The sequence below is a fragment of the Halorubellus litoreus genome (genome assembly GCF_037081675.1).
Lineage (GTDB): Archaea > Halobacteriota > Halobacteria > Halobacteriales > Natrialbaceae > Halorubellus > Halorubellus litoreus.
Genome location: NZ_JAZAQL010000006.1, coordinates 140,072 through 155,564, shown reverse-complemented (window position 1 = coordinate 155,564; position 15,493 = coordinate 140,072). Strand labels below are relative to the sequence as shown.

The window sequence follows — 15,493 nt, the reverse complement described above, 5'->3', positions numbered from 1 at the left end:
CATGGCACTGACACCCGAGACGCTCCCACGACACGAACTCAACGGCCTCCTCGTGGAGGTCGTCGATGCCGCGAACCCCGACCTCGTCGGGATAGCGGGGCGTGTCGTCCTCGAATCGAGGAACACGCTGCACGTCGAGGACGTGCGCGATGGGGAGTCTCGGGTGCGGCAAGTGCCGAAGGAGTCCGCGGTGTTCGAGTTCCAGGTCACAGATGAAGCCGCCGACCGCGAGAAGCGGTCGGGGACCGCGTCGAAACTCGGCCGGGATACTGCTGGCGTCCGCGCCGGTCAGTCCGGGTCGGGCGACGGCGTGGCCTACGTTACGGTGGATGGCGACCGGTTGCTCTCACGACCCGCACTCCGATCGGAAACTGCAGGTGATTCGAAATGGCGATAGGACTGAACGTACCAGAACCGGAGGACTCCTGTGCTGACGAGGACTGTCCGTTCCACGGCTCGCTTGCCGTGCGCGGCCAGACCCTCGAAGGTACGGTAGCCTCCACCGACATGGACAAGACCGTCGTCGTCGAGCGAGAGTACGACGTGCGAGTCCCCAAGTACGACCGCTACATGAAGCGGCGTTCGCGGGTACCCGCCCATGCACCGACGTGCATGGAACTCTCGGAAGGCGACACGGTCCGCATCGCAGAGACACGACCGCTCTCGAAAACGAAATCTCACGTCGTCGTCGAAGTGCTCGACGGCGAGGGAGGTGACGCCTGATGGAAGCCCTGAAGGCCGACGTCACGCAGGGCCTGGAGAAGGGCTCGCTCGTGGCGTGTTCGGACAACACGGGCGCTCGTGAAGTGAAGATCATCAGCGTCGCCGGCTACCACGGCACGAAGAACCGACACCCGAAGGCGGGCGTCGGTGACAAGGTGACGGTCTCGGTGACCAAGGGGACGCCCGAAGAGCGTCGTCAGGTCAAGGAAGCCGTCATCATCCGTCAGCGCAAGCCCATCCGTCGTCCCGACGGCACTCGCGTCAAGTTTGAGGACAACGCGGCCGTCCTCGTGAACGAGAACGAGGAGCCTCAGGGGACGGAGATCAAGGGTCCGATTGCGCGCGAGGTGGCCGAACGATTCGGTTCGATTGCGTCCACTGCGACGATGATAGTATGACACGACAACCAACCAAACAGCGAAATCAGACCGAGCGTGCGTCGCTTCACGAGAAGCAGAAGCAGGTTCGTTCGACGCTCTCCGACGAGCTCCGCGAGGAGTTCGACCGTCGTCGCGCTCGCGTGAACGCGGGCGACACGGTCGAGGTGCTCCGCGGCGACTTCGCGGGCACCGAGGGCGAAGTGCTCGACGTCGACCTCCGCGAGGCGGTCGTGCACGTCGAGGACGTCACGCTCGAGAAGGCCGACGGCGAGGACGTCCCGCGCGCCCTCGACGCGTCGAACCTCCGCATCACGGACCTCGATCTCGAGGACGACGTGCGCGAGGCACGCCTCAGAGGTGATGACGAATGACGAAACACCAGAAGCGACTCTCGGTTCCGAAGTCTTGGCCAGTCGAGCGCAAGACCGAGACGTTCACCGTGAAGGCCGACGCCGGCCCGCACGGCGAGGAGGGTGTCCCGCTGGTCATCCTGCTCCGTGACGTCCTCGGGTACGTCGACTCGAAGAAGGAAGCTCGCTACGCCCTGAATCAGGGGTCCGTGCTCGTGAACGGCGACGCCGTCAGCGACGAGCAGCGCCCCATCGGGATGTTCGACATCATCGCGTTCACCGAGCGCGGCGAGCACTACCGTGTCTTCCCCGACGAAGGCGGTCGACTCGCGCTCACGCCCATCGACGCCGATGCGGCGGACGCGAAGCTCGGGAAGATCACGGGCAAGCAGCAGGTCACTGGTGGTGACACGCAGCTCTCGCTCCACGACGGGCAGACGCTCCAGCTCGAGGACGCGAGCGAGTACGCCGCGAAGGACTCGATCGTCGTCGACTTCGAGAACGACGAGATCGTCGCGCACTTCCCCTACGAGGAGGGTGCGCTCGTCACGGCGGTCCGCGGCAGTCACGCCGGCGAGATCGGCGAGGTCGCGGACATCGCCGTCACGCACGGCAGCGGGTCGAACACGGTGACCGTCGAGCAGGACGATGGCTCCTACGATACCGTCGAGGAGTACGTCGTCGTGATCGACGAGAACTTCACCGCCTCCACGGGAGGTGAGGACTGATGAGCGAGAGTGAGTCCGCCGAGTTCCACGAGATGCGCGAACCCACGATCGAGAAGGTCGTCGTCCACATGGGCGTCGGCGAAGGTGGGCGTGCGCTCGCGGACGCGGAGGACATCATCGAGAGCGTCACCGGCCAGCAGTCCGTTCGGACGAAGGCCAAGTCGACGATGCCGGACTTCGGTATCCGTCAGGGTGACCCGATCGGTGCGAAGGTCACGCTCCGCGGTGACGACGCCGCCGAGTTCCTCGAGACGACGCTCTCGATCGCGGAACTCGAGGCGTCCCAGTTCGACGACACTGGAAACTTCAGTTTCGGCGTCGACGAGCACACGGACTTCCCGAGCCAGGAGTACGACCCGAACGTCGGGATCTACGGCCTGGACGTGACCGTGAACCTCGTTCGACCGGGCTACCGCGTCGCGAAGCGCGACAAGCGCACGCAGAGCCTGCCGTCGAAGCACCGACTGAACCCCGAGGACGCGGTTCGATTCGTCGAGTCGTCGTTCGACGTGGAGGTTAACGATGAGTGAAAGCGAACAAGAGCGCGAGCAGACTGGAGAGCACGCCGCAAAGCGGACCGGTCAGCTGGAGGAATGCCAGCGTTGCGGCCGAGAGCAGGGTCTCGTCGGGAAGTACGACATCTGGCTCTGCCGACAGTGCTTCCGAGAGATCGCTCGCGACATGGGCTTCAAGAAGTACCGATAACAATGACAGCAAGCGACCCGTTCAGCAACGCGCTCTCCGGCCTCGATAACGCCGAGAGTGTCGGGCATCTCACGCACAAGGTATCGCCCGCTTCGAACGAGATCGGTAGCGTACTCGAGGTCTTCTACGACCGCGGGTACATCGACGGCTTCGAGTACGTCGACGACGGTAAATCCGGCGAGTTCGAAATCGAATTGAAAGGCCAGATCAACGAGTGTGGCCCCGTCAAGCCCCGGTATTCGGTTGGCGCGGACGAGTTCGAGCGCTGGGAGAAGCGGTTCCTTCCGGCGCGGGACTACGGCGCGCTCATCGTGACGACGAGTCACGGCGTCATGAGTCACTACGAGGCTCGTGACAAGGGCATCGGCGGTCAGGTCATCGCGTACGTGTACTGAATCATGCGAGTAGAACTACAGATTCCGGACGACGTAACCGCCGACGTGGACCATCTCGACCTGACGGTCGAGGGTCCGAACGGAGCCGTCACACGACGGCTCTGGTACCCGGACGTCTCCGTCGACGTCGAGGACGAGATGGTCGTCATCTCCTCTGACGCGGACGACGCGAAGACGACGGCGACGGTCGGAACGTTCGAGAGTCACGTCCAGAACATGTTCCACGGCGTCACCGAGGGCTGGGAGTACGAGATGGAGGTCTTCTACTCTCACTTCCCGATGCAGGTGGACGTCGAGAACGGCGAGGTCGTGATCGAGAACTTCCTCGGCGAGAAGGCACCGCGACGGACGACTATCCACGGCGACACCACCGTCTCTGTCGATGGTGAGGAGCTCACCATCAGCGGTGCGGACAAGGAGGCAGTTGGGCAGACCGCCGCGGACATCGAGCAGCTCACGAAGGTCTCCGGGAAGGACACGCGTGTCTTCCAGGACGGCGTGTACATCACGCAGAAACCCCGCAAAGGAGGTGCCTGATAGATGGCTGACGAACCCGAGAATCTCGAAGACATCAGCGGTGTCGGGCCGTCGAAGGCCGACGCGCTCGAGGACGCTGGCTACGAGTCCGTCGAGGACATCAAGGCGGCGTCCCAGTCCGAGCTCGCGGAGGTCGACGGCGTCGGGAACGCGCTCGCTGCGCGTATCAAGGCTGACGTCGGTGACCTCGAGGTTAGCGAGGACACCGAGGCGGAGATCGAGGACGACGAGTCCGAGGCCGAGGAGGCCGAGGAGGACGTCGAGACCGAACTCCAGCCGCGTGGCTTGACCGAGAAGACGCCGTCGCTTTCCGACGAGGAGGAGCGCCTCCTCGAGCAGCGTCGTCGCGTCGGCAAGCCGCAGTTCAACCGCCAGGATTACCACAAGAAGAAGCGGACGCCGACCTCGTGGCGGAAGCCGCGCGGGCAGCTGTCCAAGCAGCGACGTGGTGTGAAGGGCAAGGGCGACAAGGTGCAGGCTGGCTTCCGGACGCCGAAGGCGGTGCGCGGCAAGCATCCGTCCGGCTTCGAGGAGGTTCGCGTGCACAACGTGGACGACCTCGAGGGCGTCGACGGTGACACGGAAGCGGTCCGTATCGCGTCCGCGGTCGGTGCTCGCAAACGCGAGCGCATCGAAGAGCACGCGGAGGACGCCGAGATCCGCGTCCTGAATCCGACCTACGTCGAAGTGGAGGTCGATTCCGATGAGTGATCTGTCCGCACAGAAGCGACTGGCTGCGGACGTCCTCGACGTCGGGAAGAGCCGCGTCTGGTTCGACCCCGACCAGCAGGGCGAGATCGCGGAAGCGATCACGCGCGAGGACATCCGCGAGCTCGTCGACGACGGCACGATTCGAGCAGAGGAGAAGAAGGGTATCTCGAAGGGTCGGTCGCGCGAGCGCAAAGCGAAGCGCGCGTACGGCCACCAGAAGGGCCCGGGCTCCCGCAAGGGGAAGGCCGGTGCTCGCGAGAACTCGAAGGATGCGTGGGAGAAGCGCATTCGCGCGCAGCGAAAGAAGCTCAACGAACTCCGCGGGAACGGCGAGATCGACCGTTCGCAGTACCGCGAGCTCTACAACAAGGCTCGTGGTGGGGAGTTCCGGAGCGTCCAGTACCTGCTGAACTATATCGACAACAACTACGGTGACGAATAATGGCGACAGGACCACGATACAAGGTTCCGATGCGACGTCGCCGCGAGGTCCGTACGGACTACCATCAGAGGTTGCGCCTCCTGAAATCCGGGAAGCCGCGCCTGGTCGCTCGAAAGAGCAACCGGCACGTCACGGCGCAGCTGGTGCTCCCTGGTCCGGACGGTGACGACACGCTCGCGGCTGCACACTCGAGCGATCTCGAAGAATTTGGATGGGAGGCTCCGACGGGGAACCTTCCGGCTGCGTACCTGACCGGCCTTCTGGCTGGGCAGCGCGCGGTCGAGGCTGGTCTCGAGGAGGCGGTCCTCGACATCGGTCTGAACACGGCGACGCCCGGTAGTAAGGTGTTCGCCATCCAGGAGGGCGCGATCGACGCGGGCCTGGACATCCCTCACAACGACGCGGTGCTCGCGGAGTGGCCGCGGAACCGCGGTGAGCACATCGCCGAGTACGCAGAACAGCTCGACGAACCGCTCTATCAGGGCGAGTTCGACGCAACAGCTCTTCCCGAGCACTTCGACGAAGTGCGGGAAACCCTCATGGAACAATGAGTAACGACAACTACAACGACGGCTGGGAACCCGTCACTCGCCTCGGTAAGAAGGTGCAGGAGGGCGACATCGAGACGATGGAGCAGGCCCTCAATTCCGGGCTTCCGCTGAAGGAGGCCGAGGTCGTCGACCAGCTCCTGCCGGGGCTGGACGACGAAGTGCTGGACATCAACATGGTCCAGCGCATGACCGACTCCGGGCGACGGGTGAAGTTCCGCTGTGTCGTCGCCATCGGCAACCGCGACGGGTACGTCGGGTACGCCGAGGGTCGTGACGACCAGGTCGGTGCTGCCATCCAGAAGGCCATCGACATCGCGAAGCTGAACATCATCGACGTGCCTCGTGGCTCCGGGTCGTGGGAGGACCGTTCGACGAAGCCGCACTCGCTCACGCACAAGACGAGCGGGAAGGCGGGTTCGGTCGAGGTCGAACTCATTCCGGCGCCGCTCGGGCTCGGGCTCGCGGCGAGTGAGACGGTTCGGAACGTCCTGGAGCTCGCTGGCGTGGAGGACGCGTGGACGAAGTCCTACGGGAACACGCGGACGACGGTGAACCTGGCGAAGGCGACGTTCAACGCGCTCCAGAACGCTTCGCAGTCTCGTGGTGCTCGCACGCGCGGGCAGTCCGAGGGTGCGGGGGAGGTCGAACAATGAAGGCCGTCGTGCAGCTCCGCGGTGAGGTCGACATGGCTGGCGACATCAAGGACACGCTGGAGATGCTGAACGTCCACGAGGTCAATCACTGTGCGCTGGTTCCGGAGACGGACAGCTACACGGGGATGTTGACGAAGGTCAACGACTACGTGGCGATGGGCGAACCCAGCGAGGACGTCCTCGCGACGGTCCTCTCGAAGCGCGCGGAACCGCTCGAGGGCGACGCTGACGTGGACGGCGAGTACCTCGCCGAGCACACGGACTTCGAGGACTTCGAGGGTCTTGCGGCGGCGTTGATCGCGGAGGAGACGACGCTCCGCGAGCAGGGCCTGGCACCGTGCCTGCGCCTGCACCCGCCCCGGAAGGGCCACGACGGCATCAAGCACCCCACCCAGGAGAGCGGCCAGATCGGCAAGCACTCTACGGGTGATATCGACGGGCTCCTCAAGGCGATGCGATAACCATGAGTAAGAAACGTAGACAGCGTGGCTCGCGCACGCACGGTGGCGGCACACACAAGAACCGGCGTGGTGCCGGGCACCGTGGTGGGCGTGGTCGCGCAGGACGGACGAAGCACGAGTTCCACAACTACGAGCCGATCGGCAAACACGGCTTCAAGCGGCCGCAGGACGCGCAGGACGACGTCGTCGAGATCTCGGTGCAGAAGCTCGACGAGGACGCGGTCCTGTACGCTGCTGAGGGCGACGCCGAGAAGGACGGCGACGCGTACGTCATCGACGCGCGCGACGTCGTCGAGGACGCGTGGGAGGCTGACGCGGTGAAGGTCCTCGGGAACGGGCAGGTTCGGAACGAACTGCACGTGACTGCGGACGCGTTCTCGGCGAGCGCTCGCGGCCTCATCGAGGAAGCCGGTGGCAGTGCGGAGCTCTCCGAGCGCGGCGAGGCGCTCGCCGAATCGGAAGACACTCAGGGATCGGACGACGACGAGGAGTAATCTATGGGATGGAAGGAGGCTGCGGAACCGGTACTCACGCGGATGCCCACGGTCGAGCGACCGGAGGGTCACGTGCCGTTCAAGCGCAAACTGATGTGGACCGGTGGCGTGCTCGTGTTGTACTTCTTCCTCACGAGCGTTCCCCTCTGGGGGCTGCCGGCTGGCGGTGGCCAGGACCTGTTCGGGCAGTTCCGCGCGATCCTCGCGGGCGGCCAGTTCACGGTCCTGCATCTCGGTATCGGACCGATCGTCACGGCGAGCATCGTCCTGCAGTTGCTCGGGGGTGCGAACCTCCTCGGGTTGGACACGGACGATCCGCGTGATCAGGTGCTCTATCAGGGCCTCCAGAAACTCCTCGTCGTGTTCATGATCGTCTTGACGGGGCTACCGATGGTCCTCAGCGGGTTCTTGCCCGCGGATCAGGCGCTCGCGCAACAGCTCGGTATCGGTATCGCCGGTGTCCAGGGGCTGTTGTTCGCCCAGATCTTCGTGGGTGGCCTCCTCATCCTGTTCATGGACGAGGTCATCTCGAAGTGGGGTGTCGGGTCCGGTATCGGGTTGTTCATCGTCGCAGGTGTTTCCGAGAGTCTCGTCACGGGTATCATCGGGCCGCGGAACGGCCTGGTGTTCAACTGGGCGGGGATGGTGCTCGGTGACACGGCGCTGTCGGTGGACAACGTCCTCGGTTCGCAGGGCCAGGTCATCGCGCTCATCACGACGCTCGCGATCTTCGTGATCGTCGTGTACGCGGAGTCGGTCCGGATCGAGATTCCGCTGAGTCACGCTCGCGTGAAGGGTGCACGTGGTCGGTTCCCCGTGAAGCTCATCTACGCGAGCGTCCTGCCGATGATCCTCGTTCGCGCGCTGCAGGCGAACCTCCAGTTCCTCGGGCGTATCATCGTCTCGCAGGCTGGGTCGCCGACAGCGGATGGGCGAGTGGTCATCGAGATCCTCGGCGTGCAGATGCCGTGGCTCGGGTTGTACTCGCAGACGGCTCAGGGCCCGAACAGCCCGGTCGGCGGGTTGTTCTACTACATGGCGCCGATCCGCCAGCCGACTGACTGGATGTGGTGGCTGGCGAGCGGTCCGAGCCAGGAGATCTGGCAGGTCGTGACTCGGGTCACGGTCGACCTGACGTTCATGATCATCGGCGGTGCGATCTTCGCCATCTTCTGGGTGGAGACCGCCGACATGGGTCCGCGGTCGACCGCGAAGCAGATCCAGAACTCCGGGATGCAGATTCCCGGGTTCCGTCAGAACGTCGGTGTCATCGAGAAGGTCATGGAGCGGTACATCCCGCACGTGACCGTCATCGGTGGTGCCCTCGTCGGATTGCTGGCGGTCATGGCGAACATGCTCGGTACCATCGGTGGTGTCTCCGGAACTGGGCTGCTGCTCGCGGTCTCCATCACGTACAAGCTGTACGAGGAGATCGCCGAGGAGCAACTCATGGAGATGCACCCGATGATGCGCCAGATGTTCGGCGACTGACTGCGGTTCTCTCCTCTCTTTCCGTTCTATAGTGGTTCGGTAGCGACGCGTGAAGGGTTCGTCGTGGATCGAGTGTGGCGGTCGGTGTGTGTCGGTGCGGGCGTCGGACACGGTGCTCTCGACGTGGGAGGTGTGTTGTCTGGGTCGTCTTTGGTGTCGTGTGGTCCGCTCGTTGATGGTGGGTCGTGTGGTCCGCTCGTTGATGGGAGTCGTGGGGTCCGCGTTCGTCGCGGGCGCGGGGTGGTACGCTCGCGAGGTCGATCGTTGCTGTTGGGGTGCGTGCGGGAGTGATGGCTGCCGTGTGCGGTATTCGGGCGGTGGTTCCGTTGCCGTGTTTCACGTGCTCGACGACGCGTTCGGTGTCGTTGGATGGTCTCGGTTCCTGAAGCACGCATCGAGCGTGCGCGAGGCGGTGGTGTACGTGTGCGCGATGACGGGTTTCGACGAGGTCCACGTCGATCTCGTCGTGAAACGCTCTCGCTGATGCAGTCGACCGTGTACTGACGAGTCCAGGGGCCCGCACTCGAGCGTGCGAGAGTCATCCCTGGCTGATTCCGGGTGAAGGACCAGGGTAGTGATCGAAGAACGCGTTCCGGACGCGGGCGTCTACGTCGACGAGGCCGGTGCGGTCATTCGTTCCCGAAGAGGCGTTCCTTGAGCGTGCGGCGGCGTTTCTTCTCGGCGAGCAGCACCGAGCAGTCGACGTCGTCGACGACGTCCATGACGAGCGTGCCGCCGACGAGGCGACTGATGAGGCCGCGTTCGGTCGCGCCGACGAGGAGCATGGTGGCGTCGCGAGCGCGGCGTTCGATGGCTTCCTCGACGTCGCCCTCTTCGATAGTGAACTCGGCGTCCTTCAGGTCGTGGTCGACCGCCCAGTCCGCGAGGAACTCGCCGGCGTCGTCCCGGCTCTCGTCGTCGTCGCGGACGTACAGGAGTTCGACCGTGGAGCCGTATTCGGAGCGGAGGTCGCGTGCGACGGCGGCGGAGAGGTCGCTGTCGGGACCGCCGGCGGTCGGGACGAGGAGGTGGTCCGGGTCGAACCCGCGGTCCTTGAGGACGAGGAAGTCACAGGGGACGTCGCTCGTCAGTTCGTCGACGCGTGATTCGGCGCGGCCGTGCGAGTGCGGCCCCCAGCCCATCACGCAGACGTCGGCGTTGTACGTGCGGGCGGCGTCGAACACTTCTTCGAACGCGCGATGCGAGATGATGGTGTGCGTCTCGACGTCCACGCCGAACGTCTCGGCGTCCTCGCGGGCGGCGGCGAGCAGTTCGTCGTTCGTGCCGTCGAGCGCGTCGACGTTGTCGCGAGCGTGCTCGAGCGTCGTCTGGTCGGGGACGGTCACGATGTGGGTTGCGATGACGGTGCCGTCGTTCTGTTTGGCGAGTGCGCTCGCGAGCGTGATGAGGTCCTTCTCGTGTTTCGGGTTCGCCAAGGGTACCATCACGCGGTACTGGCCGCCGTCGGGTGCGACGGATTCGGCGGCGGCGACGGCGCTGTCGGGCATCTCGTCGCTCCGCGAGAGGATCCAGTCGGCGAGTTCGCCAGCCTGGGTCGTTCGACTGCGGGCGTAGAGGAGGTACCAGCCGGCGGCGAACGCGACGACGCCGAGGCCGAGCCAGCGGACGAACGGCGAGATGTAGATGATGAGTGCGAACGAGAGGAGAGCGCCGAGGATGGGCGTGAACGGGTAGAACGGAACGGTGAACGAGGGGTCGTAGTCCTCGACGTTCGCTTCGCGCATCACGATGAGTGCGAGGTTCAGGAGGCCGTAGATGACGAGGTGGAGGACGCTCCCGAGTTCGGCGAGCGTGTTGATGGGGGCGACGAGGATGAAGACGAGGATGAGTGCGCCCGTGATCCCGATGGCGCGGTACGGCGTCCCGAAGCGCTCGTGGATCTCGTTCAGGTCCGGGGTGACGATGCGGTCGCGTCCCATCGCGAAGTTGATGCGGGAGGACGCGAGGATGCTCGCGTTCGCGCTGGATGCGGTGGCGAGCAGGCCACCCAGTAGGAGGGCGCCGGCGACGACCCCGCCCTGTATCTGGCGGCCGACCTCGACGACCGCGATCTTGTCGGGGTCCAGGCCCGCGATGAAGCCGTCGGGGACGGCGGCGCTCATGACGACGAGAACGAGCGCGTACACGGTCGTGACGATGAGGACGCTCCCGATGACCGCGCGCGGCAGGTTCTTGTCGGGGTCCTTGATCTCTTCGGCGACGCTCGTGATCTGGACGAACCCGAGGTAGGAGACGAAGATGAGGCCGGTCGTGGAGAGCATCGCGTCCACGCCCTTGGACTCGGGGAGGTTCGCCGGTTGCGCGTTCATGATGCCGAGTGCGGTGAAGACGGTGAGGATACCGAGGAGGATGACGACGATGACGTTCTGGAGGCGCCCGGTCTCCTTCGCACCGACGTAGTTCACGGTGATGAACAGCGCTGCACCGCCGAACGCCATCGTCTTCACGGTCGGGATGGTGACGCCGAGGAGTGCGTACCCGGTGGCGAGCCCGAAGATGTTCCGGATGTACTCGCCGAACCCGACCATGTAGAACGCGCTCGCGAACGCGAGCCCGAGCCAGTTCGACCAGCCGGCGACGGACCCGAACAGGGGGCCGAGGGCGCGGTTCACGTAGAAGTACGCGCCGCCCGACCGCGGCATCGCGGTGCCGAGTTCGCTCGCGGAGAGCGCGGTGAACAGCGCGATGACGCCACCGAGGACGAACGCGCCACCGGCGAGACTCCCTGCCTGCGAGATGGCGTCCCCCGGGAGGACGAAGATACCGGCGCCGATCATCGTCCCGACGCCGATGGTGAGTGCGGCGAGCGGGCCGAGGTCCTTCGCGAGGTCCTCGTCGGTCACTGTTCGCCCTCCGCGTCGGTTGTATCGGTCGCGTCGGTCGCGTCGGTTGTATCGGTCGCGTCGGTCGCGTCGACGTCGCTACCGTCGTCGTCGGCTTCGTCGGGGAGGACGACGACGGGACGGTCGTTCTCGGTGACGAGGTCGTGCGTGGTGTCGCCGGTGAGGAACTGGAGCCACCGCGACCCCTCGCGGGGCGTGAACACGACCGAGGACGCGTCGATGTCGGCGGCCGCGGCGAACACGGTGTCGGCGACGTCGGTCCCGTAGTCGATGCGGGTCTCGACGCTGACGTCCGCGGCGCGACAGTGCGCTTCGACGTGGTCGAAGATCTCTCGAGCGCGGTCCTCGCGTTGCTCCACACTTGCCTTGTCGACCCCCCCACCGGACTTCTCGATGACGTGACAGACGACGATGGTCGCGCCGGCGTCGAGCCGCGGCAGGAGCGCGTGGAGCGTCGCCTCCGCGTCCGCCTCGCTCGCCACCGGCACGAGCGGGTACGCGAGCAGGTCCCTCATCCGCCACCACCGCCGTCTGGCGTCGACGTGGCGACCGTCGGTTCGTCGTCGCAACGACCGTGGCGAGGGACGGACGCGGCCCGCTCCCGACAGCGGCCGCTTCCAGTGAATCGTGACATACGCCTGCTTGCGCGTCCCGCTACGTAATACTTCGCTCTCAGGACCACGCCTGCCGGGAGTTCTGCACTTCGAAGTAACTCGTCCGTGTCACCGCACGCGGACGTCACCGATGCGGTCTGGCATGGTCGACTCGACGGCCGTCCACTCCTGGGGCGTGTCGGTGATGCCTCGACAGCGGAGCTCTCGTCGGCCGCCGCGACGTCGGACGTCGACTCGCCCCCCGAACAGATGCGCGAGCTGGGCGAGATCGCTCTCGTCGGTCGTGTTCGTGTACATCGGATAGACGCCGAGTGCATCGGGTGCGTCCCCGAGCACGAGCAACTGGTGCGTGAACCGCGCGACCGTCTCGACGTCCCCGCCGAGGACGAGCCGCGACAGCGAATCGAACACGACGTGCCGCGTCGACACGCCGCGGTCGAACAGCGTCGACAGGCACTCGTGGACCGCTTGACTCGTGCCCGTGAGGTCCATCGGCGACCGCACGCGCCAGTGTAGCGGCCGCGGGTTCGCGCGTACCGCTTCGCCCTGTGGTCGCGCGTCCACGACCGCCACGTCGTCGCGAGCGATGCCCGAGACGCGCCGCTCGATGCGGTCGACGAGCGTCCGCGGTTCGAGGTCGGTCGTCACCGCGACCACGCCGTCACCGTCGTTCGCGGCGCGGTCGAGCAGTCCCGTCGGTACTCCCCGGAGCACGTCCTTCGACGTCCCCGCGACGAGGACGCTCCCGGCACCGGCGAGACTCCCATCCGGGATGGCGCTCGCTACGTTCTTTCGGTCGGACACGTGATTCCACCCGTTCGCATCACTCGAATTCTCGTTTTCTAGGGCTTAACGTTGACGGCACTTCACTTCAGAATCCGGTCGCTGGCCGGGTTCGTTCTTGATTCTAGACGGACTCTACGGGGAGTTTACACGGAGTTCGCAAAACGAATAATCCCTCACTCGGCGTCCTCGAAGCCGGACATCTCCCTCCGGAGAACGCTACCTATGACACGCCTAACGCGACGTCGCGTCCTTCAGACGATTGCGGCCCTCGCCGCAACGACCGCCGCCTCGACCGCGCTCGCCAACCCCGGGAAGGGCAGCGAACGCGGGAACGGCCGTAGCGTCGGTCGCGTGTACGCGAACGACGTCCTGTACCGCACGAACGTCGTGAAAGTGCTCGACAGCGAACCGTCCCCGAGCGACGCGATCTACTTCCTGCACGACGGCGAGCAGCCGACCGTCGAGAACATGGACGCGGACGACGCGCAACTGTCGCCGTTCGTCTCCGAATCCGCGCCTGGCGATCGCGACTGGAACGGCGGCCAGTGGGTCCACTACAGCGCAGAGGTAACCGACGTCGACGCGTTCAACGCCGACGCACCCCTCACCCGCGAATCGGACGTTCTCGACGCCGACTACGTCGACGTCACCAAAGGCCGCCCGAACTTCGGCCCACCGAACTTCTTCATCTGCCCGCTCAACGGCCGCGCCTGACGCTTCCCGCGGTCACTCGCTGACACCACCTCTTCGCTCTCGCCCTCGTTCTCGCCCTCGCACGTGAGGGAACTGGTCGTGCGGCCGTAGGTCGTGATTACGCGAGCTTCGCTCAGCGCCTGGATTCGGTGGAGGAATCGGCGGTAAGGGGTATAAGCGCACGGTGTTTTCACTTCGATGAGGGAGGCATCCCTCAACCCACACCGTGGCTGCGCGGCCGGCGCGCACTCCACGTTTCGCGGCTGCCGACTACAAATCGTATATAAATGTTGTCCTACAAGTTTAGAACGCCATATTAGTATCAGAATTTTATAGGGTGTCTTGGCGTGCGATCATTGATTGGGAAAAACACAATACGTGGCCGGTTTTGAACGGTCTTCAAGCCGCCATTGAACGCGGGAAATCCGACCTATACCAAATTCCAGACACACTTGACAGAGTGGAATCTGAACTGATGGCCGGTGGGATTAAGTAAGTCGCTTCTAATCTGAATGGTAACATCGGCACGGTGGGTGAACCGTCAGCCGGTGTGGGAAACTACAACAATGCAACTGAAGAACCTCTTCGCGGACGAGGACGCCGTGTCGCCGGTCATCGGGGTCATCCTGATGGTCGCGATTACAGTCATCCTCGCAGCCGTGATCGGCGCGTTCGTCCTCGGCATCGGTGGTAGCCAAGAACAGGTCCCGCAGGCCAGCTTCTCGTTCGAGGGCACCTCCGGTAACGCCTATACGATAACTCACGAAGGTGGGGACACGATTACGACTGCCCTTGATATCAAGGTCGACGGTAGCGACGACGGCGACTGGTCCGCGGACATCTCCGCTGGTGACACGTACACTACTGGATCGGCGAGTGACTCCATTACCATCGTCTGGAACTCCCCGTCCTCGGATTCCAGCTCAGTCATCGGAGAACACGACATCTAAACAATGCAACTGAAACGACATCTAAACAATGCAACTGAAGAACCTCTTCGCGGACGAGGACGCCGTGTCGCCGGTCATCGGGGTCATCCTGATGGTCGCGATTACAGTCATCCTCGCAGCCGTGATCGGCGCGTTCGTGCTCGGTATCGGCGGCAGTCAAGAAAAGGTGCCGCAGGCGAGTATCTCATTCTCGCAGACGAGTACCAGTGGTGTTGTCGAAGCAACCCACGAAGGCGGAGACCCGATTAGCTCTGGGACGATGGATGCGGCTTACTCCGGAAGTTGCACCGACGGTAGCGACGTAGACGACGGTAGTACCTACGGCAGCGAGTGGAGTGCAGGTAGCACTTTGGAAGTCGCGACGAGTTGTACTGATGGAGACTCGGTGTCGCTCGTCTGGAGCAGCCAGCAGTCGGACAAGACGTCCGTGCTTGGCGAATTCGAGTATGGTGCATAAATGAATATTAAGAACCTCTTCACTGACGAAGACGCGGTGTCCCCGGTCATTGGGGTCATCCTGATGGTTGCGATTACGGTCATCCTCGCAGCCGTGATCGGCGCGTTCGTGCTCGGTATCGGCGGCAGTCAAGAGCAGGTGCCACAAGCCAGCATATCATTCGAGTACGATGGTGGCTCAACGTCAGGGTTCGGTGACAGCGGTGACGATGAATCCGTGACGATTAGCCACGATGGTGGTGACTCGATTCCCACCGGTACGCTCACGGTGAACATTGAGGGCAATGATGCGACGACTAGCAACGGACCTGCGGCTGGTGTTAGTGTGAGTTCGCCCTCTGATCCATGGACCGCTGGTAGTTCCTACACTCTGAGCGACCCGTCAACGAACACTCCCAGTGATACTTGGGAAAGTGACGATAGCATCACGGTGGTCTGGAGCTCGCAGCAAAGCGACAGCTCGCAGATCATCGCTGAAGGAGAGCTGCCCTAACAAACGGGCTGCGATT

At 64.3% G+C, this 15,493-nt stretch carries 24 protein-coding genes; 21 read left to right on the top strand and 3 right to left on the bottom strand.

Translation table 11 applies throughout. The features are described 5' to 3' along the window. Position 1 precedes the first annotated feature (1 nt). The 17 genes from VYJ16_RS21645 to VYJ16_RS21565 all read left to right on the top strand — a co-directional run bounded on the left by VYJ16_RS21645 (position 2) and on the right by VYJ16_RS21565 (position 9,105). Positions 2-397 carry a ribonuclease P protein component 1 gene (locus tag VYJ16_RS21645; protein WP_336352391.1) on the top strand — a complete coding sequence of 132 codons (396 nt, stop codon included), beginning with the start codon at positions 2-4 and terminating at the stop codon, positions 395-397. Beyond that, the gene (locus VYJ16_RS21640) at positions 388-723 is read left to right on the top strand and encodes a 30S ribosomal protein S17 (RefSeq protein ID WP_227133680.1); all 336 of its coding nucleotides are present in this window, start codon (positions 388-390) and stop codon (positions 721-723) included. The genes VYJ16_RS21645 and VYJ16_RS21640 overlap by 10 nt, the downstream gene beginning before the upstream one ends. Further along, a complete protein-coding gene (locus VYJ16_RS21635) occupies positions 723-1,121 on the top strand; it encodes a 50S ribosomal protein L14 (RefSeq protein WP_227133681.1) in 399 nt (132 codons plus the stop codon). The genes VYJ16_RS21640 and VYJ16_RS21635 overlap by 1 nt, the downstream gene beginning before the upstream one ends. Then, complete coding sequence (gene rplX / locus VYJ16_RS21630) at positions 1,118-1,474, top strand: 50S ribosomal protein L24 (RefSeq protein ID WP_323675646.1); 357 nt, start codon at positions 1,118-1,120, stop codon at positions 1,472-1,474. The genes VYJ16_RS21635 and rplX overlap by 4 nt, the downstream gene beginning before the upstream one ends. Continuing rightward, the gene (locus tag VYJ16_RS21625) at positions 1,471-2,181 is read left to right on the top strand and encodes a 30S ribosomal protein S4e (RefSeq protein ID WP_336352390.1); all 711 of its coding nucleotides are present in this window, start codon (positions 1,471-1,473) and stop codon (positions 2,179-2,181) included. The genes rplX and VYJ16_RS21625 overlap by 4 nt, the downstream gene beginning before the upstream one ends. Further along, entirely contained in the window at positions 2,181-2,711 is a 531-nt protein-coding gene (locus VYJ16_RS21620) for a 50S ribosomal protein L5 (protein WP_379762966.1), read from the top strand. Before VYJ16_RS21625 ends, VYJ16_RS21620 begins: the two co-directional genes overlap by 1 nt. Further along, on the top strand, positions 2,704-2,886 hold the full coding sequence (locus tag VYJ16_RS21615) for a 30S ribosomal protein S14 (RefSeq protein ID WP_227133684.1): 183 nt from the start codon (positions 2,704-2,706) through the stop codon (positions 2,884-2,886). The genes VYJ16_RS21620 and VYJ16_RS21615 overlap by 8 nt, the downstream gene beginning before the upstream one ends. Before the next feature lie 2 nt (positions 2,887-2,888). After that, complete coding sequence (locus VYJ16_RS21610) at positions 2,889-3,281, top strand: 30S ribosomal protein S8 (protein ID WP_227133685.1); 393 nt, start codon at positions 2,889-2,891, stop codon at positions 3,279-3,281. Beyond that, a complete protein-coding gene (locus VYJ16_RS21605; protein WP_336352479.1) occupies positions 3,282-3,818 on the top strand; it encodes a 50S ribosomal protein L6 in 537 nt (178 codons plus the stop codon). A 3-nt stretch (positions 3,819-3,821) separates the two neighbouring features. After that, a complete protein-coding gene (locus VYJ16_RS21600; protein WP_336352389.1) occupies positions 3,822-4,529 on the top strand; it encodes a 50S ribosomal protein L32e in 708 nt (235 codons plus the stop codon). Next, positions 4,522-4,971 (top strand): 50S ribosomal protein L19e, encoded by a 450-nt coding sequence (locus VYJ16_RS21595; RefSeq protein ID WP_336352388.1) that lies wholly within the window; start codon positions 4,522-4,524, stop codon positions 4,969-4,971. The genes VYJ16_RS21600 and VYJ16_RS21595 overlap by 8 nt, the downstream gene beginning before the upstream one ends. Beyond that, positions 4,971-5,522: a 50S ribosomal protein L18 gene (locus VYJ16_RS21590; RefSeq protein WP_336352387.1), complete on the top strand. Its 552-nt coding sequence runs from the start codon at positions 4,971-4,973 to the stop codon at positions 5,520-5,522. The genes VYJ16_RS21595 and VYJ16_RS21590 overlap by 1 nt, the downstream gene beginning before the upstream one ends. Then, on the top strand, positions 5,519-6,175 hold the full coding sequence (locus tag VYJ16_RS21585) for a 30S ribosomal protein S5 (RefSeq protein ID WP_336352386.1): 657 nt from the start codon (positions 5,519-5,521) through the stop codon (positions 6,173-6,175). The genes VYJ16_RS21590 and VYJ16_RS21585 overlap by 4 nt, the downstream gene beginning before the upstream one ends. Continuing rightward, entirely contained in the window at positions 6,172-6,636 is a 465-nt protein-coding gene (gene rpmD, locus VYJ16_RS21580) for a 50S ribosomal protein L30 (RefSeq protein WP_227133690.1), read from the top strand. Before VYJ16_RS21585 ends, rpmD begins: the two co-directional genes overlap by 4 nt. Positions 6,637-6,638: 2 nt before the next feature. Then, positions 6,639-7,130: an uL15m family ribosomal protein gene (locus VYJ16_RS21575; RefSeq protein ID WP_336352385.1), complete on the top strand. Its 492-nt coding sequence runs from the start codon at positions 6,639-6,641 to the stop codon at positions 7,128-7,130. A 3-nt stretch (positions 7,131-7,133) separates the two neighbouring features. After that, positions 7,134-8,621 carry a preprotein translocase subunit SecY gene (secY, locus tag VYJ16_RS21570; RefSeq protein WP_336352384.1) on the top strand — a complete coding sequence of 496 codons (1,488 nt, stop codon included), beginning with the start codon at positions 7,134-7,136 and terminating at the stop codon, positions 8,619-8,621. A 340-nt stretch (positions 8,622-8,961) separates the two neighbouring features. Beyond that, positions 8,962-9,105, top strand: coding sequence for a hypothetical protein (locus VYJ16_RS21565; protein ID WP_336352383.1), 144 nt, complete (start codon positions 8,962-8,964; stop codon positions 9,103-9,105). 145 nt (positions 9,106-9,250) lie between these two features. On the opposite strand, the gene VYJ16_RS21560 is transcribed toward VYJ16_RS21565, so the two are convergent. The 3 genes from VYJ16_RS21560 to VYJ16_RS21550 all read right to left on the bottom strand — a co-directional run bounded on the left by VYJ16_RS21560 (position 9,251) and on the right by VYJ16_RS21550 (position 12,903). Then, a complete protein-coding gene (locus VYJ16_RS21560; RefSeq protein ID WP_336352382.1) occupies positions 9,251-11,485 on the bottom strand; it encodes an amino acid permease in 2,235 nt (744 codons plus the stop codon). After that, positions 11,482-12,000, bottom strand: a complete 519-nt coding sequence (locus VYJ16_RS21555; protein ID WP_336352381.1) for a universal stress protein — start codon at positions 11,998-12,000, stop codon at positions 11,482-11,484. The genes VYJ16_RS21560 and VYJ16_RS21555 overlap by 4 nt, the downstream gene beginning before the upstream one ends. Positions 12,001-12,207: 207 nt before the next feature. After that, a complete protein-coding gene (locus VYJ16_RS21550) occupies positions 12,208-12,903 on the bottom strand; it encodes a DUF7504 family protein (RefSeq protein ID WP_336352380.1) in 696 nt (231 codons plus the stop codon). Between the two features lie 204 nt (positions 12,904-13,107). Here VYJ16_RS21550 and VYJ16_RS21545 point away from each other — a divergent pair, with 204 nt between their 5' ends. From VYJ16_RS21545 to VYJ16_RS21530, 4 genes are all read left to right on the top strand, one after another. Beyond that, the gene (locus VYJ16_RS21545) at positions 13,108-13,599 is read left to right on the top strand and encodes a hypothetical protein (RefSeq protein WP_336352379.1); all 492 of its coding nucleotides are present in this window, start codon (positions 13,108-13,110) and stop codon (positions 13,597-13,599) included. Positions 13,600-14,144: 545 nt separating this feature from the next. Continuing rightward, positions 14,145-14,528, top strand: coding sequence for a type IV pilin N-terminal domain-containing protein (locus tag VYJ16_RS21540; protein WP_336352378.1), 384 nt, complete (start codon positions 14,145-14,147; stop codon positions 14,526-14,528). 28 nt (positions 14,529-14,556) lie between these two features. Next, the gene (locus VYJ16_RS21535) at positions 14,557-14,985 is read left to right on the top strand and encodes a type IV pilin N-terminal domain-containing protein (RefSeq protein WP_336352377.1); all 429 of its coding nucleotides are present in this window, start codon (positions 14,557-14,559) and stop codon (positions 14,983-14,985) included. Further along, on the top strand, positions 14,986-15,477 hold the full coding sequence (locus tag VYJ16_RS21530) for a type IV pilin N-terminal domain-containing protein (RefSeq protein WP_336352376.1): 492 nt from the start codon (positions 14,986-14,988) through the stop codon (positions 15,475-15,477). It begins immediately after the preceding gene. Positions 15,478-15,493: the final 16 nt, after the last annotated feature.

What these genes read in the sequence shown, in the direction of transcription:
- VYJ16_RS21645 (WP_336352391.1), top strand. Translation starts at nt 2, where the DNA reads ATGGCACTGACACCCGAGACGCTCCCACGACACGAACTCAACGGCCTC.
- VYJ16_RS21640 (WP_227133680.1), top strand. Translation starts at nt 388, where the DNA reads ATGGCGATAGGACTGAACGTACCAGAACCGGAGGACTCCTGTGCTGAC.
- VYJ16_RS21635 (WP_227133681.1), top strand. Translation starts at nt 723, where the DNA reads ATGGAAGCCCTGAAGGCCGACGTCACGCAGGGCCTGGAGAAGGGCTCG.
- rplX (WP_323675646.1), top strand. Translation starts at nt 1,118, where the DNA reads ATGACACGACAACCAACCAAACAGCGAAATCAGACCGAGCGTGCGTCG.
- VYJ16_RS21625 (WP_336352390.1), top strand. Translation starts at nt 1,471, where the DNA reads ATGACGAAACACCAGAAGCGACTCTCGGTTCCGAAGTCTTGGCCAGTC.
- VYJ16_RS21620 (WP_379762966.1), top strand. Translation starts at nt 2,181, where the DNA reads ATGAGCGAGAGTGAGTCCGCCGAGTTCCACGAGATGCGCGAACCCACG.
- VYJ16_RS21615 (WP_227133684.1), top strand. Translation starts at nt 2,704, where the DNA reads ATGAGTGAAAGCGAACAAGAGCGCGAGCAGACTGGAGAGCACGCCGCA.
- VYJ16_RS21610 (WP_227133685.1), top strand. Translation starts at nt 2,889, where the DNA reads ATGACAGCAAGCGACCCGTTCAGCAACGCGCTCTCCGGCCTCGATAAC.
- VYJ16_RS21600 (WP_336352389.1), top strand. Translation starts at nt 3,822, where the DNA reads ATGGCTGACGAACCCGAGAATCTCGAAGACATCAGCGGTGTCGGGCCG.
- VYJ16_RS21595 (WP_336352388.1), top strand. Translation starts at nt 4,522, where the DNA reads ATGAGTGATCTGTCCGCACAGAAGCGACTGGCTGCGGACGTCCTCGAC.
- VYJ16_RS21590 (WP_336352387.1), top strand. Translation starts at nt 4,971, where the DNA reads ATGGCGACAGGACCACGATACAAGGTTCCGATGCGACGTCGCCGCGAG.
- VYJ16_RS21585 (WP_336352386.1), top strand. Translation starts at nt 5,519, where the DNA reads ATGAGTAACGACAACTACAACGACGGCTGGGAACCCGTCACTCGCCTC.
- rpmD (WP_227133690.1), top strand. Translation starts at nt 6,172, where the DNA reads ATGAAGGCCGTCGTGCAGCTCCGCGGTGAGGTCGACATGGCTGGCGAC.
- VYJ16_RS21575 (WP_336352385.1), top strand. Translation starts at nt 6,639, where the DNA reads ATGAGTAAGAAACGTAGACAGCGTGGCTCGCGCACGCACGGTGGCGGC.
- secY (WP_336352384.1), top strand. Translation starts at nt 7,134, where the DNA reads ATGGGATGGAAGGAGGCTGCGGAACCGGTACTCACGCGGATGCCCACG.
- VYJ16_RS21555 (WP_336352381.1), bottom strand. Translation starts at nt 12,000, where the DNA reads ATGAGGGACCTGCTCGCGTACCCGCTCGTGCCGGTGGCGAGCGAGGCG.
- VYJ16_RS21545 (WP_336352379.1), top strand. Translation starts at nt 13,108, where the DNA reads ATGACACGCCTAACGCGACGTCGCGTCCTTCAGACGATTGCGGCCCTC.
- VYJ16_RS21540 (WP_336352378.1), top strand. Translation starts at nt 14,145, where the DNA reads ATGCAACTGAAGAACCTCTTCGCGGACGAGGACGCCGTGTCGCCGGTC.
- VYJ16_RS21535 (WP_336352377.1), top strand. Translation starts at nt 14,557, where the DNA reads ATGCAACTGAAGAACCTCTTCGCGGACGAGGACGCCGTGTCGCCGGTC.
- VYJ16_RS21530 (WP_336352376.1), top strand. Translation starts at nt 14,986, where the DNA reads ATGAATATTAAGAACCTCTTCACTGACGAAGACGCGGTGTCCCCGGTC.